Raw genomic sequence first — 21,614 nt, 5'->3', positions numbered from 1 at the left:
CGACCCGCCACCCCGCCCGACGCGGGTCAGACCCGCGCAGCCTCCAGCTCGGCGAAGGTGTCGGCCACCCAGTCGGCGACGAACACGCTGACGTGCGGCAGGTGGTCCAGGCCGATGTGCTCGGTCGCGCCCTCCTCGGGGGTGAACACCCGCAGCTCGCGCTTGGGGGAGTTCACCGCCTGGTCGTAGGAGCGGTGCGCATACTCTAGCGGGATCTGCCGGTCGTTCGCCCCGTGCGCGATCAGGAACGGCACGGTGATGTGCTCGACGACCCCGTCCAGGTGCACGCCGTCGGCGAAGTCCAGGAAGGCGTCGAGGTGGTGCTCGTCGCCCTCGATGCCCCACACCCACAGCACGTGCGACCAGTAGTGCGGCACCGGGCGCTCGCCCTCGCGCTCGGCCCGCCGGCGCTGCACGGCGCCCCAGTCGTGGTTGGCGCCCCAGGCCACGCAGAGCGCGAAGCGCTTCTCGAACGCGGCTGCCCGGGGGAGAAGTAGCCGCCCAGCGACCAGCCGACGATGCCGATCCTCGTGGTGTCGACGTCGGACCGGCCCTCCAGCCAGTCCACGGCGGCACCGGCCCACACCTCGGTGTCGATCCGGGCGGTGATGCCCTGCAGGCGCAGCGCCTCACCGGTCCCGGGCTGGTCGAGCATCAGGCAGGAGATGCCGCGCTCGGCGAGCTCCAGCCAGAAGCCCGAGGAGTACATGTGCTCCTTGGTGGAGTCCAGCCCGTTGACCAGCACGATCACCGGTGCCGGGCCGTCGTCGGTGGCCGGGGCGGCGCTGAAGTAGGCCGGCAGGGTCTGCCCCTCGTAGGGGATCTCCACCCGGCTGACCCGCGGGCTGTGCAGCTCGAACGCCTTCTCCGCCAGCTCCAGCACCCGCCGGTAGGTGGGCACCCGGTCGGGGTCGGTGTGGGCGAGCATCCGCTCGGCCTGGCACAGGTAGTTGGTGGCGCGGGAGTACAGCTGGCCCGCGGTGCGGGTGTGGCCGGCCTTCTCGGCGTCCTCGGCCTGGCCGACCAGCTGGTCGGTCAGCGCCCGCCAGGCGCGCAGGAAGTCCGACGTCCCGGCGTCCTCGCCCTGCTGCGCGGCGTCCTTGATCGGCCGGCAGGCCCGGTCGACCTCGTCGATCAGGCCGCCGGAGTTGAGCGTCGCGACGACGCCCAGGTTCCACACGTAGTTGCCGGGGAAGTACTCGAACACGGGGGTGTCCTCTCAGGAACGGGTGCGGGTGCGGGGGCGCGGCCGGGCGGCGGCGACCGGGGGCAGCTCGACGCCGGCGACGACGGTGTTGCGGATGGTGCCCAGCCCCTCGACGGTCATCTCGACCACGTCGCCGGGCTGCAGGGAGGGCAGCGACTCGGGGCCGCGGCGGCCCCACAGCTCGGCCAGGCAGCCGCCGTTGCCGCAGGTGCCCGAGCCGAGGACGTCGCCGGCCCGCACCTCGGTGCCGCGGGAGGCGTAGGCGACGAGCTCCTCGAACGGCCAGCCCATGTTCGACAGCAGGTCCTGCCCGACCAGCTCGCCGTTGACCGACACCCGCATGTCCAGGGCCAGGAAGCCCTCGTCGTCGCGGTAGGGCTCCAGCTCGTCGGCGGTGACCAGGAACGGCCCGAGCGTGGTGGCGGAGTCCTTGCCCTTGGCCGGGCCGAGGCTGACCTGCATCTCGCGGCGCTGCAGGTCCCGGGCCGACCAGTCGTTGAGGACCGTGTAGCCGAAGACGTGCTCGCGGGCGGCCTCCGGGGTCAGCGAGGCGCCGTCCCGACCGACGACCACGGCGACCTCCAGCTCGAAGTCGAACCGCTGCGAGCCCGGTGGGACGGCGACGTCGTCGTGCGCGCCGTGCAGGGCGTAGGGGTTGGTGAAGTAGAAGGTCGGCGCCTGGTACCACTCGGGCACCACCCCGGCCCCCATCCCCATGCCGGCGACGACGCCCTCGACGTGCTCCTCGAAGGCGACGAAGTCGCGCACCGTGGGCGCCTCCAGCGGCGGCAGCAGCCGGACGGCGTCCAGCGGCACGGCCGGGCCGTCCAGGGCCTGCTCGCCGGCGGCGATCGCGGTGGGCAGTCCGGCGCGGACCAGGTCCAGCACCGTGGTCCCGGGCAGGGCGTGGACGCCGGCGTCGGAGACGACCCCGGCGGAGACCTCGCCGTCGTGGACGTACGTGGCGAAGCGCATCAGACGGGAGGGGCCACGAAGAGGCCCGTGTCCGGGTCGTTGAACGACTTCTGGGCGACGAACTCGTTCATCGCGTTGGCCGTGCCCCACTGGTCGCTGACCTCGGGGTTGCTGAAGTCGTAGAGCGAGGGGTGCCAGGTGTCCTCGTCGACCAGGTCGAGCTCGGTCGTGTACTCCACGGTGTTGCCGTGCGGGTCGAGGAAGTAGGAGAACGTGTTGTTGCCGGCCATGTGCCGACCGGGACCCCAGATCTTCTCCACGCCGGCGCGCAGTGCCCGGCCGGTGCCGCGCATGTACTCGTCGATGCCGCGCAGCTCGAAGGAGGCGTGGTGCAGGGAGGCGTGCGGGCCGCGGGCGACGGCCATGCTGTGGTGCCAGGCGTTGGTGCGCATGAACCACATCATCGAGCCCATCCGCGGGTGCATCAGGGTGTCCGAGAGTGCGAACCCGAAGTGCTGCTCGTAGAAGGCCACCGTCTTCTCCGGCTCGGTCGAGTTGAGCACCACGTGCGACAGGCGCACCGGGATCGACTCGCCCTCCTCGATCCTGCGGTGCTCCCGGACGGCGACGTCGGCCGAGACCTCCACGGTGCGGCCCTCGTTGTCGAAGAACCGGAAGCCGTAGCCGCCGCCGGGGGTCTGCAGGTCGGTCGGCTCGTGCACCAGCTGCACGCCGGCGGTGGCCATCCGGGCGGCCAGGGTGTCGACGTCGGCGGCGGTCGCGGCGCCGAAGGAGACCAGGTCGATCCGCTTCTCGCTCGCCTCCCGCAGCCGGACGACGTAGGCCTCCGGGCTGCCCTCGGCGGCCAGGAAGGAGAGCCCGCCGTCGGTGGTCTCCTCCTTCAGGCCCCAGGTGTGGGTGAAGAAGTCGGTCTGGGTGCGCAGGTCGGGCACGGCGAGGTCGATGTGCCGCAGGTGGGTGATGAGGCGTTCGGTCATGACGGTCTCCTGGCGGATCAGGCGGGCTGGCTGACGAGGGTGGCGACGCTGCGCATGAGCGCCGGGATGTCGCCCTGCACGTGGTCCAGCTGCCACTGGGCGAGCTGGTTGGAGGCCTCGACGACGGTGCGGGCGCGCTCGACCCGGCGGTCGTGGAAGGCGTCCCAGAGGTCCTGGTCGAGGGTGTCTCGGGAGGTGAGCAGGTCACCGAGGACGGCGGCGTCCTCCAGGGCCTGCGCGCCGCCCTGGGCCACGGTGGGCGGGCAGGTGTGCGCGGCGTCGCCGATGACGACGACCCGGCCGCGGTTCCACGGGGCGGCCAGCAGGTGGGTCTCGAACCAGGTGTAGTTGACCCGCTCGGGGTCGGTGAGCGTCTCGCGGATCTCGTCCCAGGGCCCGTGGTAGGCCCCGGCGAGCCCGCGCATGGTGTCCAGCTGCTCCTGCGGGGTCAGCGTGGAGCGGTCCTGGGCGTCCTCGACGATGTAGGCGTAGATCGAGTCCTCCCCGGTCGGGCAGTAGCCGGCGATGTAGGCCGGTCCGCCGTAGAAGAGATCGGTGCGGGTGACGCTCTCGGGCCGCGGCCCGAACGCGCGCCAGATGCCCATGCCGATCGACCGGGTCTCCAGCCCGATGCCGAGCATGCGACGGGTCCAGGAGCGGACGCCGTCGGCGCCGATCACCAGGTCGTAGCGGCGGGAGGTGCCGTCGGAGAACGTGACGTCGACGCCGTCGTCGTCCTGGGCGAGCTGGGTGGTCGTGGTCGCGTACCGGACCTGGACGCCGACCTCGCGGGCCCGGTCGTGCAGCAGGCCGGCCAGGTCGGGCCGGGTCATGCCCATGGCCGCCGGGTAGTCCGGGCCGCCGGTCCGGGCGTCGGGGATCTCGAAGAGGACGGTGCCGGCCGGGTCGGGGGCCCGGATCCCGGTCACGTCGAAGGGGTAGCCGCGCTCCTTCGCCCGGTCCCAGACGCCGAGGTGGTCCAGCTCCCGCAGGGCGTTGCCCTGCAGGGTGATGCCGGACCCGAGGGCGTGCGCGTCGGGCTTGATCTCCACCAGGTCCACCGCCACGCCGGCCTGGGCCAGGTGGACCGCGACGGCGGCCCCGGCCAGCCCGCCGCCGATGACCAGGACGTCCTGCACTGCGCTCACGGGGCTCTCCTAGAGGACGGCGATCGGGGCCACGGGGGCACCGACCGCTCCGGTGACGGGCAGGGGTGCGGCGGCGAGCAGGAACTCGTGCACCCCCGAGGTGGCGCAGTCGGCGGCGAGGGCCTCGAGGTCCCACATCTCGCCGAGGAACAGGCCCAGGTGCGGGATGGCCACCTGGTGGAAGGGCTGGAAGGTGGGGACGGCGAACTCGCTCGGCCGCACCTCGACACCCCAGGTGTCGGTCGCGACCGCGGCGACGTCGTGCTCGCGCAACCAGTCCAGGGCGGTGAACGACAGCCCGGGGGAGTCGCCCCCGGCGTAGCCGGCCCAGCCGGTGCCGGCGGCGATCGAGCGGCGGGCCCGGGCGAGCCGGCCGGTGCGCACCAGCAGCAGGTCGCCGCTGCCGACCTCGACGCCGGCCGCGGCGGCGGTGGCGTCCAGGTGCGCGGGGGTGATCGCGAACCCGTCGGGCAGCTCGGCGGTGGCGGGCTCGAGGTGCCGGGCGACGTCGAGCAGCACGCCGCGGCCGACGAACCGGCCGGCGGTGGTCTCGATGCCGGTCACGGCGTCGCCGGCGCTGGTGACGACGTCCCCGGCCCGGCGGCCGTTCCAGGCCTGTCCGTGGTCGAAGATGTGGCCCAGGCCGTCCCACTGGGTCGAGGACTGCAGCGGCATCGCGACGATGTCGTCGGCGCCGCCGATGCCGTGCGGGAAGCCCTGCACGCCGCGCTCGGCGTCGGTCCCGGTGTCCAGCATCGTGTGCACCGGGTTGGTCCGGCGGCGCCAGCCGCTCTGCGGGCCCTCGGCGTTGAAGTGCTGGGTCAGGTCGACGGTGACCCCGCGGCGCACCAGCGCAGCGCCCTGCACCCGCTTCTCCGGGGTGAGCAGGTTGAGCGTGCCGAGCACGTCGTCGGCACCCCAGCGGCCCCAGTTGGAGACCCGGGCGGCCGCGGCGGCGATGGTGCCCTCGGGGTCCTGCGGGTCCAGGTGGGCGTGGTTCGGGCTGGGCACGGCGGGCCTTCCTGTCGACGGTGACGGGGACGAGGATGTGGCACGCACCACCATCAGGGAAGTCGCCATCACTGATGGCCCGGATCGACCCGGCTGATGACCTGGCGGGCTAGCCTGCCGCCGTGAACGTGGCCAACCTCGACCTGAACCTGCTGGTCTCCCTCGACGCCCTGCTGCACCAGCGCAGCGTCACCCGGGCCGCGCAGCAGGTCGGGTTGAGCCAACCCGCGCTGTCGGCGGCGCTGGCCCGGCTGCGTCGGCACTTCGGGGACGACCTGCTGGTGCGGGTGGGCAACGAGAACCGGCTCACCCCGTTGGCCGAGCAGCTGCAGTCGCAGTCCCGGCTGGCGCTGCAGTCGGTGCACCGGGTCTTCACCGCCCAACCGGCCTTCGACCCGGCCAGCTCCACCCGGGAGTTCACCCTGCTGCTGTCGGACTACTGCGTGGCCGTGCTGGGCAGCGCGCTCACCGAGCTGCTGGGTCAGGAGGCCCCGGGGGCGCGGTTGAAGTTCGTGCCGCACAGCCCGGACATCGTGGCCCGGGCCGACCAGGCGCTGCTGGCTGCGGACCTGCTGCTGCTGCCCCGCGGATTCCTCGACGACCTGCCGGCGATGGACCTGTTCACCGACGACTGGGTGCTCATCGCCGACGCCGACAACCCCGAGGTCGGGGAGGCGGTCACCGTCGACCAGCTGCGCGAGCTGCCCTGGGTGACGGTCTACAGCGGGCAGACCGCCTCGACCCCGGCCACCCGGATCCTGCGCATGCAGGGCATCGACCCGCACGTGCAGGTCGTGACCGAGGCCTTCCTGACCGTCCCGGGCCTGGTCGCCCGGTCGCCCCGCATCGCGGTGCTCCAGCGCCGGTTGCTCGGGCTGCTGCCGACCACCAGCGCGCTGCGGGTGCTGCCCGCCCCGGTCGACCTGGGCCACCTGGTGGAAGCGGCCTACTGGCACCCGGTGTACGCCCGCGACCCCGAGCACAGCTGGCTGCGGGACCTGGTCCTCCGGGCGGCCCGGCAGGTCACCGCGCCGGGGTGAGCTCCTGCCGGCGGACCATCTCGGCGATCCACAGCGGGGCGAACGGCGACGTGCAGCCCTTGGGGGTCGGGTAGCCCGCGAGCACCTGCAGCCGCTCGCCGATCGCGACGGCCCGCTCCCGGTGCGCGGGGTGCTCGATGCCGATCTGGGCGAGGCAGTGGTTCATCGCCCACTGCAGCCGGTCGGGGGCCGCGGCCATCCGGGCCTCGATCTCGTCGAGCAGGCCGGGCAGGTCCAGTCCGTCGGGGGCCTTCGCGACCCGGTCGGTGGTCAGCGCCCAGCCGGCGCTCTCGACCACCGGGTCGGCGTCGGCCAGCCAGCGCCCGCGCAGCTCCTCGACGTGCGGGCTCTTCTCCACGACGTGGTCGACGAGCCAGCCGTGCACCTTGGGCAGGCGGGCCTCGCGCAGCATCGTGTCCAGCTCGTCGAGCGAGAAGTCCCGCGGCCGGCAGACCAGCACCGCCAGCAGCCGTTCGTCGGCGTCCCCGGTGGCCCACAGCTCGAGGGCCAGCGGCTGCTGGGTCTTCAGCCGCTTCGCCAGCCCGCGCAGCCCGGTGAGGTTGACGCCGTGGTCGTCCCCGTGCCGGGCGTTGACCGCGCGCATCCGCGGGTCCTCGAGGGCAGCCAGCTCGGCGCGCACCTCGGCCAGCGTCACCTGCGGCGGGGGAGTCCGGGCCATGGTCTGTCTCCTCGGTCGACGTGCCGGGACGCTAGCGTGCCGGGATGACGAGCAGCCAGGGGTTCGGTCCGCACAGCCGCGGTGTCTGGTGCTCCGACGCCGGCCCCGGGACGGCACGTCGGCTCGGCCTGGCCGGCTTCGACTGGGTGGCCCTGGACATGCAGCACGGCGTGTACGGCCGCACCGAGCTGCTCGAGGTGGCCCGCGGCTGGCACGGCGTGCCCGCAGCCCTCGTCGTCCGGGTGCCGTCGTCGGAGTTCACCGGCATCGGGCTGGCGTTGGACGCCGGGGCGGCCGCCGTCGTCGTCCCGCAGGTGGACTCGGCGGAGGAGGCCCGGGCCGCCGTCGAGGCCGCCTCGTACCCGCCCCGGGGACGACGCAGTGCCGGGCCGCTGGCGCCGACCTGGGGCGAGCCCGCCCGGGCGACGGACCCGCTGTGCGCGGTGATGATCGAGTCCGCCGCCGCCCTGGCGTGCGTCGAGGACATCGCCGCCGTCCCTGGTGTCGGACTGCTGTTCATCGGACCCAACGACTTGTCGCTCTCGCTGGGCACCACCGTCGACGGCCTGCTCGACGACCGGTCGGCGGACTCCGCGCTGGACCGGGTGCTGGCCGCCGGCCGGGCGGCCGGGGTGCCGGTGGGCGCCTACGGGGGAGACCCGGCGACCGCGGCCCGGTTCGCCGAGCGTGGGGTGGACTGCCTGGCCGTCGCCACCGACCTGTGGATCACCGCCGCCGGCGCCGGGGCCGCGCTGCGCTGAGGGCCGGGGCGGCGCAGGGTGGGGGCATGAGCGTCTCCTCTCCCGTCGTCGTGGTCACCGGTGCCAACGGACTCGTCGGTGCCGCCGTCTGCCGGGCGCTGGCCGAGCGGTCCGCGCAGGTGCGGGCCGTCGTCCGCCGACCCGGCACCGCCCCGGTGCTCGACGGCGTCACCGAGCACGTGGGCGACGCCGCCGACGCGCTCGGCGGTGCCGACGCCGTGGTCACGACCGTGCACCCGATGGGCTCGGACCGCGACGAGCAGCACCGGGTCGGCGTCGAGGGCACTGCGCGCCTCGCCCGCGCGGCCCGCGACGCCGGCGTCGAGCGGCTGGTGCACGTCTCGACCGCCGGGGTCTACGACCGTTCGGCCGGGCTGGGCGACCTCGCCGAGGACGCCGCCCTGCTGCCCGAGGGCAGCGGCGACTACCCGGACACCAAGAACGCCGCCGACGTCGCACTGGCCGAGGTGGGTGGGCTGACCACCGTGCTGGTGCGCCCGCCGGCGATCGCCGGGGCCGCCGGGACGTCGGTGTGGAACACGCTGCGCCCGCAGGCCTTCGTCGACGGCGACCGCAGCGTGAACCCGGCGAAGAGCTGGTCCTGGGTGCACGTCGAGGACCTCGCCGCGATGCTCGCCGACCTCGCCGTCGGCGCCGTCGCCGCCTCCGACGACCCCGAGCAGGGCCCGGTCCCCGGCGGCACCACCCCGGTGCTGGTCGCGGGCGAACCGGCCACCTGGGGGGACTACCTGGGTGCGGTGGGCGAGGCCGTCGGCATCACCCCCGAGTGGACCGACGAGCCGGTGTGGACCGGGCAGCTGGTGACCGACCGGGCGCGCCGGTGGGGCTGGGCGCCGCGGGTGGGGCTGGACCGTGCGCTGGCCGAGCTCCGCCAAGGGCTCGCCCGGTCCTGAGCGGTGTCGGATCGTGACCTGACCGTCACCTGTGAGGTACCTGGGCAGCCCTAACGTCCTCGCATGACCACACCGGACGTCGCGCAGAGCGCGGGCCGCAGCGAGCTCAAGCGCTCGATCACCGCCAAGCAGCTGTACTTCTACGTGGTGGGCGACGTCCTCGGCTCCGGCATCTACGTGCTGATCGGCCTGGTCGCCGCGGCCGTCGGCGGGGCGTTCTGGATGGCCTTCCTGGCCGGGGTCACCGTCGCCACCGTGACCGGGCTGGCCTACGCCGAGCTCGTCACCAAGTACCCGCAGGCCGCCGGGGCCTCCCTCTACGTCAACAAGGCGTTCGGCAAACCGGTCCTCACCTTCTTCATCACCATCTGCATGCTCTCGGCGAACATGGCCGCGGTCGGCTCGTTGGCCTCGGGCTTCGTCCGGTACTTCGCCGGGGTGATCGGGATGAGCGAGGACGCCGTGGTCCCCGCGCTGCTCATCGCGTTGGCCTTCGTCGCCGTCATCACGGTGGTCAACCTGATCGGCATCACCGAGTCGGTCGTGGCCAACGTGGTGATGACGTTCATCGAGCTCAGCGGGCTGCTGATCATCGTGGTCATCGGGGTGATCGCGCTGTTCCAGGGCGTCTCGGACCCCTCGGTGCTGCTGCAGTTCAGCGGGGAGGGCAGCAAGGCCGTCGCGGTGGTCGCCGGGGTCTCGCTGGCCTTCTTCGCGATGACCGGGTTCGAGAACGCGGCTAACGTCGCCGAGGAGACCATCGACCCCTCGCGGGCGTTCCCGCGGGCGCTCATCGGCGGCATGATGACCGCCGGCGTCGTCTACGTGCTGGTGTCGATCGCCGCTGCGCTGGCGGTGCCGATCGACGTGCTGTCGGGCAACACCCTGCTGGAGGTCGTGCGCGAGGACCTCCTGCCGATCCCGGTGGGCGTGATGCTCGTGGTCTTCGGGCTCATCGCCATGGTCGCGATCAGCAACACCACGCTGGTCACCGTGGTCGCCCAGTCCCGGATCCTCTACGGGATGGCCCGCGAGGACGTCGTCCCGGCGGTGTTCGAGAAGGTGCACCCCACCCGCCGCAGCCCCTACGTGGCGCTGCTGTTCGGTGCCGCCGTCGTCGGCGCGCTGCTGGTGATCGGCGCGCTGATCCAGCTCAGCGGTTCCGACCTCGACGTGGTCGACCGGCTGGCCACCATCACCGTGGTCTTCCTGCTCTTCATCTACGCCCTGGTGATCGTCGCCTGCCTGAAGCTGCGCGGCAGCGACGAGACCGCCGACACCTACCGGGCCAACACCCCGCTGCTGGTGTTCGGGATCCTCGGCAACCTGGTCGTGCTCGTCTACACGCTCTACGACGACCCGGGTGCGCTGCTCTGGGTGGCCGGGCTGCTGGCGCTGGGCGTGGTGCTGTTCCTGGCGCAGTACGCGAACAAGAAGCGCACCGGCACCACCCCGGCCACCACGAAGGAGCACTGACCGTGCACGTCATCGTCGCCACCGACGGCTCGCAGGCCTCCCTCGCCGCGGCCCGGCAGTTCCAGTGGATCGCCGACTCCCGGGAGATCACCCACGTCACCGTGGTGGCCGTGGTCAGCCCCTACGCCGCGGTGCCCTTCGCCAACGAGCTCACCGAGCGGCGCAACACCGAGCCCACCGACTTCAGCTTCCAGGACGACGCCGCTGCTGCCGTCGCGCACGTCGCCGCGGTCTTCGACGGCTGGGGCCCGACCATCCACACCCAGGTGCGCAGCGGCTCCCCGGCCTCGGAGATCATCCGGGCCGCCGTCGACACCGGCGCCGGGCTGATCTCGCTGGCCTCGGGCAGCCGCGGGCTGACCGCCACGATCCTGCTGGGGACGACGGCCTCCCGGGTGCAGCACTCGGCGCCCTGCCCGGTGCTGGTGTGTCGGCCGACGCCGGGCAGCCCGGGCGGTCGACCCGGCTGAGTCAGCGCAGCCGCCGGTAGGGCGTGCCCCCGGTGATCACCGCGGCCATCATCGCCGGGTCGAACAGCCCGGCGGGGCCCAGGTCGGGGGCGCTCACCTCGTCGAGCCGGGTGCGGACGGCGGGGGGCAGCTCGACGTCGGCGGCGACCAGGTTGGCCGCCACCTGCTCCGGGGTGCGGGCGCCGACCAGGACGGAGTCCACCCCGGGGCGGCCGAGCACCCAGGCCAGGGACACCTGCGCGGGGGTGCGCTCCAGCTCGGCGGCGACCTCCCGGACCACCTCGACGACGGCCCGGTTGGCCGCGGTGTCCTTGCTGCTGCCGAACGGGTTGGGCCCGGACAGCCGTCCGCCGGTCCCGGAGGAGTACTTGCCCGACAGGAACCCGCCGGCCAACGGGCTCCACGGCACGACGCCCATCCCGAGCTCGCGGGCCGCCCGCACGTGCTCGGTCTCGATCGACCGGGCCACCAGCGAGTACTCCAGCTGCAGCGCGACCGGCCCGGGCACGCCGTGGGCGGCGGCGAGGGTGGCCACCTGGGTGGCGAACCACGCCGGGACGTCGGAGAGCCCCCAGTGCGCCACCTTCCCGGCCCGCACGAGGTCGGTCATCGTCGTCAGCACCTCCTCGGCGGGGGTGACGTCGTCCCAGACGTGCAGCCAGTACAGGTCGACCGACTCGGTGCCCAGCCGGCGCAATGACCCCTCCAGCGCCCGGACGGCGTTCTTCCGCCCGGCGCCGCCGGTGAGCGGCCCGCCGCCGGCGTTGAAGCCGTACTTGGTGGCCAGCACGACCCGGTCGCGCACCCCGCGGGCGGCGATCAGCCGGCCGACGATCTCCTCGCTGCGGCCCCCGGAGTAGACGTCGGCGGTGTCGACGGCGTTCCCGCCTGCCGCGAGGTAGGCGTCCAGGACCGCACCGGAGGCGGTCTCGTCCGAGCCCCAGGCGTCGTTGCCCATCGTCATGGCGCCGAGGGTGAACGGGCTGACCAGCAGCCCGGAGCGGCCCAACGTGCGCAGTGCCACCGGTCAGCCCACCCGGGCAGCGGAGATGCCGCCGTCGACGTCGACGGTCGTGCCGTGCACGAAAGCGGCCTCCTCGGTGCACAGCCAGCGGACGGCGAACGCGACGTCGACCGGGCGGACCGGCCGACCGGCGACCGTGGCGGCGGTCATCTGCTCCAGGACGGCGGTGGCCGCGGCGTTGCCTGGGGTCGCGGTCACCCCGGGGGCGACGGTGTTGACCCGCACGCCGCGGGGTCCGTACTCGGCGGCCCAGGAACGGGTCAGCTGCTCCAGCGCCGCCTTGGTGGCGGTGTACATCGCGCCGAACGGGCTGCCCACCCGGGCCATCCACGAGCCGATGTCGACCACGACGCCGTCCCCCCGCTCGGCCATCGCCGGCACCAGCGCACCGACCAGCACGTGCGGGGCACGGACGTTGACCGCGAGCATCGCCTCGAGGTCCTCGTCGGCGAGGCCCTCGGTGGCCGACACGGGGTAGACGCCGGCGTTGTTGACCAGCACGTCGAGCCGGCCGCCGGCCAGCTCGACGGCCCGGGCGGCGGTGGCCCGGAGCTCGTCCGGGGCCGCAGAGAGGTCGGCAACCAGGGTGTGCGCGGTGCCGCCGGCGGCGGTGATCGCGGCGGTGACGGCGTCGGCGCGGGACCGGTCGCGACCACTGACGAGCACGGTCGCGCCGGAGGCGGCCAGCACGTGGGCGACCGCCTCGCCGATGCCGCTGGTGGAGCCGGTGACCCAGGCGGTGCGGCCGGCCAGCCGGTCGTCGCGGGGGAGGGTGGACAGGACCTGCTCGTTGGACTGCATGGTCCAGTTGTAGCAGCAGCTGGACCGATCGGTCCAGTGAGCGGTAGTCTCGGGGCGTGGCGGAGTTGACCGAGCGCGGACGGCGCACCCGCCAGCGCATCGTCGAGGAGACCGGGCGGCAGATCCTGGCCGCGGGCATCGGCGGCACCAGCCTGGACGACGTCCGGGCGGCCACGCTGACCAGCAAGTCCCAGCTGTTCCACTACTTCCCCGGTGGGAAGTCCGAGCTGGTGCGCGCAGTGGCCGAGTGGGAGGGTGCCGAGCTGCTGGCCGCCCAGGAGCCGCACGTGCACGACCTGTCCACCCGGGAGTCCTGGGAGTCCTGGCGGCTGGCGCTGGTCGACTACTACATCGGGCAGGGGCGCTGGGCCTGCCCGATCGGCTCGTTGGCCACCGAGGCCGCCGCCCGCGACCCGGAGCTGGCGGTGTTCGTGGCCGGGGCGTTCACCGCCTGGGCCGACCTGTTGGTCGCCGGGGTGCGGCGGATGCAGGACGCCGGCGCGGTCCCGGGCGATGCCGACCCCCGGCGGATCGCCGCCTCCGTGCTGTCGGCCATCCAGGGCGGCCTGGTGCTCAGCCAGCCGCTGCACGACCCGTGGCCGCTGGAGGCCGCGCTCGACCAGGCGTTGCACGCCCTGGACGCACCAGCCCGCTGATGTTGGGATGCTGGAGGGGTGACGTCCCGCCCCGCCCGCCTCATCCGCCGAGCCGCCGCGGCAGCAGCCGTCGGGGTCCCCGTCGGCCTGGTGGTCCGCGCCACCTGGGGGCTGCCCGCCGCCATCGGCGCCAGCCGCCGTGGCCCGCTGCCCGAGGTGACCGGCTCGCCCCAGTTCGCCGACGGCACCTTCCGCAACCGCCTGCCGGGCCCGGTCATCCCGGCCGTGAGCGCCCGGAGCGGACTGCTCCGGCAGACCCACCGCGAGCGTGACCGCGGCCGCCCGGTCGGGGCCGTCCCACTCGTGCGCCCGGAGGTCCCCGGCGAGGCCGCCGAGCTGGCCGCCACCTGGCTGGGCCACTCGACGGTGCTGCTGGAGGTGGACGGTCGGCGGGTGCTGGTCGACCCCGTGTGGGGCGACCGGGTCTCGCCGTCCCCGCTGTTCGGACCGCGTCGGCTGCACGCCCCGCCCGGGCCGATCGACGACCTGCCCGAGGTGGACGCGGTGCTGGTCTCCCACGACCACTACGACCACCTCGACCTGCCCACCGTGCAGGAGCTGCTGCACCGGACCCGGGCGCCCTTCGTCGTCCCGCTGGGCATCGGCCAGCACCTGCGCGCCTGGGGCGTGCCCGCCGACCGGGTGGTCGAGCTGGACTGGGACCAGTCGGTGGTGGTCGCCGGGCTCACCCTGACCTGCACCGAGGCCCGGCACTTCTCCGGCCGCTGGTTCGGCCGCGACGACACCCTGTGGTGCTCCTGGGCGGTGCACGGCCCCCGGCACCGGGTCTTCTTCGGCGGGGACACCGGCTACACCCCGGCCTTCGCCGGCATCGGCGCCCGGCTGGGGCCCTTCGACCTGACCCTGCTGCCGATCGGGGCCTACGACCCGGCGTGGCGCGAGGTGCACATGGACCCCGAGGAGGCGGTGCGCGCACACGGCGACCTGGGCGGCGGCGTGCTGGTCCCGGTGCACTGGGCCACGTTCAACCTGGCCTTCCACCCCTGGGCCGAGCCGGTGCGGCGCCTGCTGACCGAGGCGGCCCGCACCGGGACGCGGGTCGCCGTCCCCCGCCCCGGGGAGCGGGTCGACGTGCTCGACCCGCCCGAGGTGCGGGACTGGTGGACCGACGTCGGCTCGGCCGACGACCGGCCCGCGCCGCCCCGCGCCTCCCTCAGCGGGCGGGCAGCACGGGCAGTTCCAGGCGCGAGGGGTGCCCGGCGTCGTGCAGCACCTCGACCCGGGAGGTCCGACCCCCGGTCGTGACGGCGAAGGGCTCCCCGGTGCCGCTGTTGCGGGCGAACCGGGGGAACGCCCCGCCGGCCACCTGCACGCGCAGTCGGTGGCCGCGGCGGAACCGGTAGGCGGTGGGGAACAGCTCGAGGTCCACGCTGAGCACGCCGTCCTGGCCGACGGTGACGTCCTCGGCGGGCACGGTGCGCGGGTCGAGCCGCCGGATGCCGTCCACGACGTTGCGGGACACCCCGGCCGGGTCGACGTCGCAGAGCCGGACGACGAGGTCGGCGTGCTCCAGCTCCGGTCGCAGGTGCACCCGGGCCCGCACGGGCCCGACCACGTCGAGGTCGGCGGGCAGCTCGGGGCCGGTGAAGACCAGCACGTCGTCCCGGGCCTCGACGGTGGCCTGGTCGGCCTGCTTGCCCGGGCCCTGCAGCAGCGGCCCGCCCACGCTCGGGGTGGGGTCGGCCGGGTCGAAGACGACCGTGCTCGACGTCCCGGTGGGTGACGCACCCAGGCTGCCGTCGGCACCCAGGTGGTGGTGCTCGGTGTGCACCCCCGGGGGCGGCCAGGACGGCGACTCCAGCCAGGTGCCGGCCTGCTGCAGGTACAGCCGGACGGCGGCGCTCCGCGGCGCCCGGCCACCGCGCAGGTGGTGGTTGAGCCAGCGGACGTCGGTGCGCACGATCTCCCGCAGCTCGCCGGGCTCGCCGTGGATCCACGGGCCCACGGTGAGCCGGACGGGGACGCCGGCGGCCTGCAGTCGGACGACGTCGCGCAGCTGCTCGGCGACGAAGAGGTCCCACCAGCCCGTCACCATGTTCGCCGGGGGGAACGCGGCGAGGTCGGCCTCCTGGTGGTCGGCGCTCGCCCAGAACCCGTCGCCGGGCTCGGCGTGCCCGGTGAAGTCACGCCAGAACGGGACCGGGGCGCCCCCGGCCGTCGTGTCCGCGGCCTGCAGGGGCTGGCTGCGCAGCGCCCGGGTGACCCTCGCCCGGCCCCACGGGGTGGGCAGCGGCAGGCCGCCGGCCTCCTGGGCGCCGATCTGCACCGACCAGCGCAGCGCGTTCTCCGCGCCCGGGGCGCCGCCGTCGTAGAAGGCGCTGGTGATGCGGGCGGCGGTGATGTGCGGGCTGACGGCCACCAGCGGCGGGTCGGCGTAGGGCGCGACCGCCCACTGGGTGTGCCCGAAGTAGCTGCCCCCGGTCATGGCGACCCGGCCGTCGCACCAGGGCTGCTCGCGGACCCAGGCCAGCGTGGCCAGCCCGTCCTCGTGCTCGGTGGTGAACGGCCGGAACTGCCCGCCGGAGCCGTAGGTGCCGCGGGTGGACTGCACGAACACCTGGAAGCCGCGCCGGGCGTACGGCGCCGCGAACGCGTGCGCGAACACCCCGGACCGGCCGTAGGGGAGCCGGATCAGCACCACCGGGAGGGGGTCCTCGACGTCGGGGCGGTAGTGGTCCCCGAACAGCGTCACCCCGTCCGGCATGGGGACGGCGACATCGCGGTCGACGGTGTACCGCCGGGCCCGCAGCGGCAGCCCCAGCGCCGCGTCCACCAGCAGTCCACCCAGCCTGGCTCCTGCGCCCACGGTGCCGCCTCTCCCCGGGCCGGGGCCTCGGTGCCCCGGCACCCGGCCATCCTGCCCGGTGCTCCACTGACCGCCCCGGGTCATGCGGGCCGACCGCGGGTCCTGGTGCCTCCCCGAGGCCGACATCGCCGTCCGGGGCACCGCGGTGGAGCTGGCCGCGGCTCTGACCGGGAAGGCCGGCCCCACCCTGGGCGCCATCAAGGCGCGGGTGTACGGCCCGGCGCCGGCGGCGCTGCGGGGGCCGCTGGGCTGAGCCGCCGACGCTCGGGCGGTGCGGGCCGGCCTCGTCGGTGCAGCGCCAGGGCCGCGATCCCCAGCGCCACACCGAGGCCCACGCCCAGGGTGTTGCACAGCCAGTCGGTCGTGTCGCAGGCCCGGCCGATGTCGACCACCAGGGCCTGGGACGCCTCGACGACCGCCGACAGCAGGCTCCCGCCCACCAGCACCACGATCGGACGGCGGGTCGCGACGGTCGCCAGGAGTGCCGGGGGCACGAAGAGGAGCAGGTTCGCCAGCAGCTCGACCCGGCCCAGGGTGGGCAGCGCCCACTGCACGGTGCACTGCACCAGCCCGGTCCCCGAGTCCACGGGCAGCAGGGTCAGCAGGGCCACCGGCAGCAGGGCTGCGCCGGCCAGCCAGGCGGTGAGCCGGCGTCGACCGGCCGACCACGACCCCACCAGTGGTCCGAGGGCGACGAGTGCGGCCAGGACGGTCGGGCTGGCCCACGGGTGGTCGAGCAGCCAGTCGGTGAGCACGGGCGCACTCTGCCGCACCGGGTCCGACGGGCCTGGCCGCGAGGTCGTCCCCGGCTCCGCGGCCGCCTTCGGTCAGGCGGGCTCGGGCACGCCACCCGGGTCGCCGCCCGGGTCGTCCGGGGTGGGCTCCACCGGCGCCGGGGGCAACGGCTCCGGGGCGTCGGGCATGAGCTCACCGGGGTCGTCGGGGACCGGTTCGGTGGGGTCCAGTGGTCCGGGCAGGGTGTCGGCCATGGGCGGAGTGAACCAGCCGGCCAGCCCTCCCGCGCGGGGTCACCGGGCCGATGCACATCCCGGAACAGCAACACCCCGCGTCCCTGACCTGCGGGAACACGGGGTGTCTGTGGTGTCCGAGGGGGGACTTGAACTCACAAGGCGGGGTGTGCGTCCAGATGCATTGCGGGGCTCTGAGCTGCGGGTATGGGCCATCGAGCACACGGGCCTTCTGCATTGACAGACCGTCTGACGCGCCCAGTGGCCCTACGTGCAGTATCAAGATCAGTATCACGGGTCTTGATGAGGTCAAGGAGCTGCATCGCGGACGCCGCTGCCACTCGATTCGTCTCGGAACCTCCATGACCAGCACGTCTCAAGCGGATGACCTAGCTCGGGTCTTGGCTAACAGTTCTACGTTTCGTGTAGATGCTGTGGCCGCCGATCCTGGGCGCGAGGTGCTTAGCTCCCGGTTCGCCTTCGACCAGGTGACGCTGCATCGGGACGGCGACCGGGTCGAGCAGCACGGGCCCGAGGACTGCCTCGCGGTCGGGGAGTACATCGGCAAGGGCGAGGTGACCCAGCTCCGCTGACCCGCCGACGACAAGCTGGCCGACCCGGTCCGCACGACCATGTGATCCTCCGGCCCTGCTCGGATGGCAGGGGCGGCGGAGCCGCCCTGGCTGTGCCTTGTCCACACCAGCGGGCGGTGCCCGGCCATGAGTGCCGGGGCGGCGAGCTCTAGGGGGCCGGAAGGGCTGCCGCAGCCGCAGCCAGCTTGGAGGCGACATCGTCTAGCGAGGACTCCTTTGTGCTGAGGCCGGCGTGCGACGCAAGCATCGGGCTGACGTCGAGAAGCTGTTCGTAAGTGACCCCGTGCGTCACGGGGATGACGCGCTTGCTGTTGAGGAGCACAGCCAGCTCCTTCTCGGCGATGCCCTCCTTCTCGATACTCTTGAGAAGCGCGGGCGTCGTCCAGCGACTCCAGTGCTACGCGCAGGTGATGACCGTGCAGCCCCCGCTCGAGTCCCCGGTCTGGGGCGGTCACACCGATGGCGCCGTCTACCTGTGCACCTTCTACACCGGGGGCGGAGCGTTCCCCGGGACGAGCGGGTTCTCGTTCTGGTCGGCCGACCCACCGGCTGGGCCGCCCGCGGTCGATCCTGCGGTGTTAGCGGCACAGGCGTTGCAGGCGCTGACCATCCCCATCCCGACCACGGGGATGTACCCAGCCGGTGAGCTAGAGAACGGCTCGCCGTACACCGTGTCGACGGCGTCCTGGTGCGCCCGCTCGATCACAGCCGCGACGTCCCGCGGTGCGATCGCCCAGAGCGTCGAGACGCTCTTGACTGGGCTGAAGGTGAGGTCGTAGCCGGCGACGGCGGTGGTCGGCTGCCGAGAGATGCGTGCCAGATGACCGGACAGCTCACGGGCGTCGAGGGCGGGGCGACCGAACCTCTCCTCGAACATCGCCCCGGCCACCTCGGTGTGGATCCGGGCGCGCTCGTCGTCTGAGACCGGCGAGGCGGCAGGCAGACCGAGCGCTTGGTTGAGCTCGCGGAACTCGACGGCACAGCGCTGCCGGAAGTCGTTCGACGCCTCGAAGACACCGAAGGGCCTGCCGAGACGGCTCGCCCGGTCGATCTCCTGTGCATCTCGTCCATCGGCTCGAGCCGTCTGCTCGATCTGAGCGGCGTTCGGATGACGGCCGTGACCGAACAGCGCGACCATGTGCGCCTCGGTCACCGTGTCGCCGACTGGGAAGTCCGATCTGCCGGCGAGGCCGCGGCCCATCCAGCGCCCCGGCGCTTCGCCCTTCTCGCTGTAGTACGCGCCCAGGCCGCCGGCCGGCTGATCGGTGGCGTCGTGAGCAGCCACTTGGCGGGTCAGGTAGGTGTACCCGGACCCCGCCGTGAGCTTGTGCACCGTCATCACAGCTGCACAGGCGGCGCCCCTCCTGCAGGCATGTCACCCGGAGTGCATGAGGTGTGTCGGCTGGTGGGGTGAAGTGATCCGTCTGCCAGAGAGTGGTGCCAGGTCGAGGTGAACCGGAGTCGGCGCCGAGGTGGCGCGGGGAGGACCCCGAGGTGCGTAGGACGGTGACGGAGGGGGGGCGGACACTGCCGTGGTCGAAGGACTCCCGGCATGCCCACCTTCGGCACATTCCACGACGACTCTCGGGTTCTTCGATCCTGTGCAGCCACCGATGCTCCAGGGCCCTCCGTTGCAGGGGCCATCGACGGAGCCAAGCTGGGCTGGCGGGGTCGCTCCTTCCGCGACCACCGTGCCTGAGCGTGCGATCGAGTCAGTTCAGCGAGGGGTCTGGCGGGCGAAGCGTGCAGTCCACTACGGGAACCTGGGGTGGTCGTGACGCCAACCGGACCTCATAGAGTCGAGGACGTGGACGACGTGACCGCACCAGGCGCCGACGTGATTCGCCACGGTCGGCCGTCCTCCGACCTGGCTGCGGCTGCGGAGTTCCTTGCCGGGCCGGGGACCGACGTCCGGCGGTTCCTGATGGTCTACAAGTTCGGCCTGGACGAGATGCTGACCAAGGTCAACATCCTGCGCGAGGAGCTGCGGATGGGCGAGGACAGCCCCATCGAGCACGTCACCTCCCGGCTGAAGAGCTTCGAGAGCCTCGCCGCGAAGGTGGAGCGCAAGGGCGTGCTGTTCACCGTCGACCAGGTGCGTTCGGCCATCCACGACGTCGCCGGCGTCCGGATCGTCTGCAGCTTCGTCTCCGACGTCTACCTGGTCGCCGACATGCTCACCCGCCAGCCCGACGTCGAGCTGGTCGCCACCAAGGACTACATCGCCGAGCCCAAGGCCAACGGCTACAAGAGCCTGCACCTCATCGTGGACACCCCGGTGCACATGTCCGACCGCAGCGTCACCGCCCGTGTCGAGGTCCAGCTGCGCACCGTGGCGATGGACTTCTGGGCCAGCCTCGAGCACAAGATCTTCTACAAGTACGACGAGGCGGTGCCGGCCCAGCTGCGCGCCGAGCTCACCGAGGCCGCGCACATCGCCGACCGGCTGGACTCCACGATGCAGCGGCTGCACCGCGAGGTCCGCGACCTCTCCTGACCGATCGGGCCAGACGGCCCGTCCTGTGTTGCGCTGCGGAGTTCCCGCCTGGGAGCTGACCACCGGGCACCCGCTGGCCCACGACCTGCAGGCCGACGAAGACCTGTACCGGGATCTGGTCGAGCACGGGGGCGCCTTCGCCTTCGTGGCCGCCGGGTTGCTGGACCTGCCGGCCTCGACCGTCGCCGGGCGTGTAGCACTGAGCTGCCCGGGCTCCGTGGTGCTGGCCCGGGCGGGCCGGGACACCGGCCGGCTGCCCGACACCGTGGTGGTGGCCCCGCCGACCGCGCTGGCGGTGCCCGCCACCGAGGCCGGCGACCTCCCGGTGACGTTCCTCGCCGAGGCCTGCGAGGCCGGGGCCGACGTGCTGGAGGCGTCAGGCCCGACCGGTGCCTCCACGGAGGAGGCGGTGGTCGTGCTGGCCGGGACCGGGGCGGCCCCGCGCTCGGTCGGCGACCCGGAGACGCGGGCCGCCGAGGCCGGATGGCGGGTGCTCGGGCGGACCTCGCTGGGTCGGGACCACGAGGTGCTCGACCTGGGCAGGTGACCAGGCTCGTACGACGAAGCATGCAGGGCGAGGCCGATCGGTGGGGAGGCCGCCCACCGGCCCAGGTCCGCGCCTGCCCGTGGTCGACCGGGTCTGCTGTCGGCCCGCTCGGCGGCGAGGCGGCCGCGTGGGCGATGCTGGGCTGGTACTGCCGTCTCCGGACCGCACACCAGGAGGTGACCGTCATGGTCCACACCCGCGACCTGACCTACTTCCTGGCCGTCGCCGACCAGCTGCACATCACCCGTGCGGCCGCCACCCTGGCGATCAGCCAGCCGGCCCTCAGCAAGCAGATCGCCAGCCTCGAGAAGCTGTTCGGTGTCTCCCTGTTCGACCGCGGACCCGCCGGGGTGACCCTGACCCGGGCCGGGGAGGCGCTGGTGCCCTACGCGCGCCGGCTGGTCGAGCTGGCCGGTGAGGCGGCGGCCGCCGTACGGGACGCCGGTCGCGACGCGGCGAAGCTGACCATCGGGTTCTGGCTGAGCCCCGCCAACGACGTGCTGGCACCCGCGGTGGCGGCGGTGTCCGGGCGCTATCCGGACCTCCGGTTGCGGCTGCGCCGGGCCGACTGGACCGAGGCGGCGGCCGGCGTGCTGAGCGGGATGGCAGACGTCGCGCTGGTCGAGGCACCGCACGACGAACCGGTGCCCGGGGTCCGCAGCCACCGGCTGGCGGTCGAGGATGTCGTGCTCGGGGTCGGCGCCACCCACCGGCTCGCCGGCCGGGACGAGGTGGTCCCGGCCGACCTGGCGGGCGAGACGGTCTTCGTGCTGCCGCAGGAGGCGCGCTCGCTGTCCGGGCTGCGGACGGTGCCGGTCGAAGCTGCGGCCAGGGTCGAGCACGTGACCACCATCGACGAGACGCTGCACGGGATCGCGATGGGGCTGGGCGTCTGCGTGGTCACCCCCGCGGTGCTGGCCGCGCACCCGCACCCCGCCGTGCGGTGCGTCCCCATGCGGGGGATCGGCCAGGCCGACTACCACGTGGTGTGGCGGTTGGCCGACGAGTCCCGTCCCGAGGTGCGCGACCTGGTGGAGGAGCTGACGGCGTCCCACGCCCGGTGGGCCCGCGCCCGGTGACCC

General features: G+C 73.7%; 20 protein-coding genes and 3 pseudogenes. 11 read left to right on the top strand and 12 right to left on the bottom strand.

Annotation, left to right across the window (positions count from 1 at the left end):
• Window positions 1-26 precede the first annotated feature (26 nt).
• The 5 genes and pseudogenes from F1C76_21960 to F1C76_21940 all read right to left on the bottom strand — a co-directional run bounded on the left by F1C76_21960 (window position 27) and on the right by F1C76_21940 (window position 5,255).
• Window positions 27-1,207: pseudogene (locus tag F1C76_21960) on the bottom strand (alpha/beta hydrolase).
• A gap of 12 nt (window positions 1,208-1,219) precedes the next feature.
• Complete coding sequence (locus tag F1C76_21955; GenBank protein ID QNG38844.1) at window positions 1,220-2,182, bottom strand: DUF2437 domain-containing protein; 963 nt, start codon at window positions 2,180-2,182, stop codon at window positions 1,220-1,222.
• Complete coding sequence (locus F1C76_21950; GenBank protein ID QNG38843.1) at window positions 2,182-3,120, bottom strand: oxidoreductase; 939 nt, start codon at window positions 3,118-3,120, stop codon at window positions 2,182-2,184. The genes F1C76_21955 and F1C76_21950 overlap by 1 nt, the downstream gene beginning before the upstream one ends.
• A 17-nt stretch (window positions 3,121-3,137) precedes the next feature.
• Window positions 3,138-4,268, bottom strand: a complete 1,131-nt coding sequence (locus F1C76_21945) for a 2-polyprenyl-6-methoxyphenol hydroxylase (GenBank protein ID QNG38842.1) — start codon at window positions 4,266-4,268, stop codon at window positions 3,138-3,140.
• 9 nt (window positions 4,269-4,277) lie between these two features.
• On the bottom strand, window positions 4,278-5,255 hold the full coding sequence (locus tag F1C76_21940; protein QNG39470.1) for a cyclase family protein: 978 nt from the start codon (window positions 5,253-5,255) through the stop codon (window positions 4,278-4,280).
• Window positions 5,256-5,401: 146 nt separating this feature from the next.
• Here F1C76_21940 and F1C76_21935 point away from each other — a divergent pair, with 146 nt between their 5' ends.
• A complete protein-coding gene (locus tag F1C76_21935; GenBank protein QNG38841.1) occupies window positions 5,402-6,319 on the top strand; it encodes a LysR family transcriptional regulator in 918 nt (305 codons plus the stop codon).
• Here F1C76_21935 and F1C76_21930 read toward each other — a convergent pair.
• On the bottom strand, window positions 6,303-6,998 hold the full coding sequence (locus F1C76_21930) for a DNA alkylation repair protein (protein ID QNG38840.1): 696 nt from the start codon (window positions 6,996-6,998) through the stop codon (window positions 6,303-6,305). The two genes, F1C76_21935 and F1C76_21930, sit on opposite strands and share 17 nt — an antisense overlap.
• 44 nt (window positions 6,999-7,042) lie before the next feature.
• Here F1C76_21930 and F1C76_21925 point away from each other — a divergent pair, with 44 nt between their 5' ends.
• From F1C76_21925 to F1C76_21910, 4 genes are all read left to right on the top strand, one after another.
• A complete protein-coding gene (locus F1C76_21925; GenBank protein ID QNG38839.1) occupies window positions 7,043-7,759 on the top strand; it encodes a hypothetical protein in 717 nt (238 codons plus the stop codon).
• A gap of 26 nt (window positions 7,760-7,785) precedes the next feature.
• On the top strand, window positions 7,786-8,673 hold the full coding sequence (locus F1C76_21920) for an NAD(P)H-binding protein (GenBank protein ID QNG38838.1): 888 nt from the start codon (window positions 7,786-7,788) through the stop codon (window positions 8,671-8,673).
• 63 nt (window positions 8,674-8,736) lie between these two features.
• On the top strand, window positions 8,737-10,149 hold the full coding sequence (locus tag F1C76_21915; GenBank protein ID QNG38837.1) for an APC family permease: 1,413 nt from the start codon (window positions 8,737-8,739) through the stop codon (window positions 10,147-10,149).
• Between the two features lie 2 nt (window positions 10,150-10,151).
• Window positions 10,152-10,619, top strand: a complete 468-nt coding sequence (locus tag F1C76_21910; GenBank protein ID QNG38836.1) for a universal stress protein — start codon at window positions 10,152-10,154, stop codon at window positions 10,617-10,619.
• Between the two features lies 1 nt (window position 10,620).
• On the opposite strand, the gene F1C76_21905 is transcribed toward F1C76_21910, so the two are convergent.
• Complete coding sequence (locus F1C76_21905) at window positions 10,621-11,583, bottom strand: aldo/keto reductase (protein ID QNG39469.1); 963 nt, start codon at window positions 11,581-11,583, stop codon at window positions 10,621-10,623.
• Window positions 11,584-11,646: 63 nt separating this feature from the next.
• Window positions 11,647-12,444 carry an SDR family oxidoreductase gene (locus F1C76_21900; GenBank protein ID QNG38835.1) on the bottom strand — a complete coding sequence of 266 codons (798 nt, stop codon included), beginning with the start codon at window positions 12,442-12,444 and terminating at the stop codon, window positions 11,647-11,649.
• A 56-nt stretch (window positions 12,445-12,500) separates the two neighbouring features.
• On the opposite strand from F1C76_21900, the gene F1C76_21895 reads away from it, so the two are divergent.
• Both F1C76_21895 and F1C76_21890 read left to right on the top strand, forming a co-directional pair.
• Window positions 12,501-13,100 carry a TetR/AcrR family transcriptional regulator gene (locus F1C76_21895; GenBank protein QNG38834.1) on the top strand — a complete coding sequence of 200 codons (600 nt, stop codon included), beginning with the start codon at window positions 12,501-12,503 and terminating at the stop codon, window positions 13,098-13,100.
• A 42-nt stretch (window positions 13,101-13,142) separates the two neighbouring features.
• Window positions 13,143-14,366, top strand: a complete 1,224-nt coding sequence (locus tag F1C76_21890) for a hypothetical protein (GenBank protein ID QNG39468.1) — start codon at window positions 13,143-13,145, stop codon at window positions 14,364-14,366.
• Here F1C76_21890 and F1C76_21885 read toward each other — a convergent pair.
• Complete coding sequence (locus F1C76_21885) at window positions 14,275-16,011, bottom strand: CocE/NonD family hydrolase (GenBank protein ID QNG38833.1); 1,737 nt, start codon at window positions 16,009-16,011, stop codon at window positions 14,275-14,277. The genes F1C76_21890 and F1C76_21885 overlap by 92 nt on opposite strands.
• Between F1C76_21885 and F1C76_21880 the strand changes: the two are divergent.
• Window positions 16,004-16,180: pseudogene (locus F1C76_21880) on the top strand (enoyl-CoA hydratase/isomerase family protein). The gene F1C76_21885 and the pseudogene F1C76_21880 overlap by 8 nt on opposite strands.
• Here F1C76_21880 and F1C76_21875 read toward each other — a convergent pair.
• From F1C76_21875 to F1C76_21865, 3 genes and pseudogenes are all read right to left on the bottom strand, one after another.
• On the bottom strand, window positions 16,125-16,700 hold the full coding sequence (locus F1C76_21875) for a VanZ family protein (protein ID QNG38832.1): 576 nt from the start codon (window positions 16,698-16,700) through the stop codon (window positions 16,125-16,127). The pseudogene F1C76_21880 and the gene F1C76_21875 sit on opposite strands and share 56 nt — an antisense overlap.
• 936 nt (window positions 16,701-17,636) lie before the next feature.
• Window positions 17,637-17,867 (bottom strand): annotated as a pseudogene (locus tag F1C76_21870) (hypothetical protein).
• Between the two features lie 105 nt (window positions 17,868-17,972).
• A complete protein-coding gene (locus F1C76_21865) occupies window positions 17,973-18,827 on the bottom strand; it encodes a relaxase domain-containing protein (protein QNG38831.1) in 855 nt (284 codons plus the stop codon).
• Between the two features lie 585 nt (window positions 18,828-19,412).
• On the opposite strand from F1C76_21865, the gene F1C76_21860 reads away from it, so the two are divergent.
• Genes F1C76_21860 through F1C76_21850 form a run of 3 tightly spaced genes read left to right on the top strand, consistent with a single transcriptional unit; the run spans window position 19,413 to window position 21,611 of the window.
• Window positions 19,413-19,985 (top strand): GTP pyrophosphokinase family protein, encoded by a 573-nt coding sequence (locus F1C76_21860; protein QNG39467.1) that lies wholly within the window; start codon window positions 19,413-19,415, stop codon window positions 19,983-19,985.
• A 28-nt stretch (window positions 19,986-20,013) separates the two neighbouring features.
• Window positions 20,014-20,532, top strand: a complete 519-nt coding sequence (locus F1C76_21855; GenBank protein QNG38830.1) for a hypothetical protein — start codon at window positions 20,014-20,016, stop codon at window positions 20,530-20,532.
• Window positions 20,469-21,611 (top strand): LysR family transcriptional regulator, encoded by a 1,143-nt coding sequence (locus F1C76_21850; GenBank protein ID QNG38829.1) that lies wholly within the window; start codon window positions 20,469-20,471, stop codon window positions 21,609-21,611. Before F1C76_21855 ends, F1C76_21850 begins: the two co-directional genes overlap by 64 nt.
• Window positions 21,612-21,614: the final 3 nt, after the last annotated feature.

The sequence above is a fragment of the Geodermatophilaceae bacterium NBWT11 genome, from assembly GCA_014218215.1.
Taxonomy (GTDB): Bacteria; Actinomycetota; Actinomycetes; order Mycobacteriales; family Geodermatophilaceae; genus Klenkia.
The sequence above is the reverse complement of the archived record's forward strand: the minus strand, read 5'-3'. Positions and strand labels throughout refer to the sequence as shown.

Coding starts and splice junctions, on each gene's coding strand:
- F1C76_21885 (QNG38833.1), bottom strand. CDS start 16,011: ATGACCCGGGGCGGTCAGTGGAGCACCGGGCAGGATGGCCGGGTGCCG.
- F1C76_21900 (QNG38835.1), bottom strand. CDS start 12,444: ATGCAGTCCAACGAGCAGGTCCTGTCCACCCTCCCCCGCGACGACCGG.
- F1C76_21860 (QNG39467.1), top strand. CDS start 19,413: ATGGTCTACAAGTTCGGCCTGGACGAGATGCTGACCAAGGTCAACATC.
- F1C76_21925 (QNG38839.1), top strand. CDS start 7,043: ATGACGAGCAGCCAGGGGTTCGGTCCGCACAGCCGCGGTGTCTGGTGC.
- F1C76_21865 (QNG38831.1), bottom strand. CDS start 18,827: ATGACGGTGCACAAGCTCACGGCGGGGTCCGGGTACACCTACCTGACC.
- F1C76_21850 (QNG38829.1), top strand. CDS start 20,469: ATGGCGGGTGCTCGGGCGGACCTCGCTGGGTCGGGACCACGAGGTGCT.
- F1C76_21915 (QNG38837.1), top strand. CDS start 8,737: ATGACCACACCGGACGTCGCGCAGAGCGCGGGCCGCAGCGAGCTCAAG.
- F1C76_21950 (QNG38843.1), bottom strand. CDS start 3,120: ATGACCGAACGCCTCATCACCCACCTGCGGCACATCGACCTCGCCGTG.
- F1C76_21920 (QNG38838.1), top strand. CDS start 7,786: ATGAGCGTCTCCTCTCCCGTCGTCGTGGTCACCGGTGCCAACGGACTC.
- F1C76_21955 (QNG38844.1), bottom strand. CDS start 2,182: ATGCGCTTCGCCACGTACGTCCACGACGGCGAGGTCTCCGCCGGGGTC.
- F1C76_21930 (QNG38840.1), bottom strand. CDS start 6,998: ATGGCCCGGACTCCCCCGCCGCAGGTGACGCTGGCCGAGGTGCGCGCC.
- F1C76_21905 (QNG39469.1), bottom strand. CDS start 11,583: ATGACGATGGGCAACGACGCCTGGGGCTCGGACGAGACCGCCTCCGGT.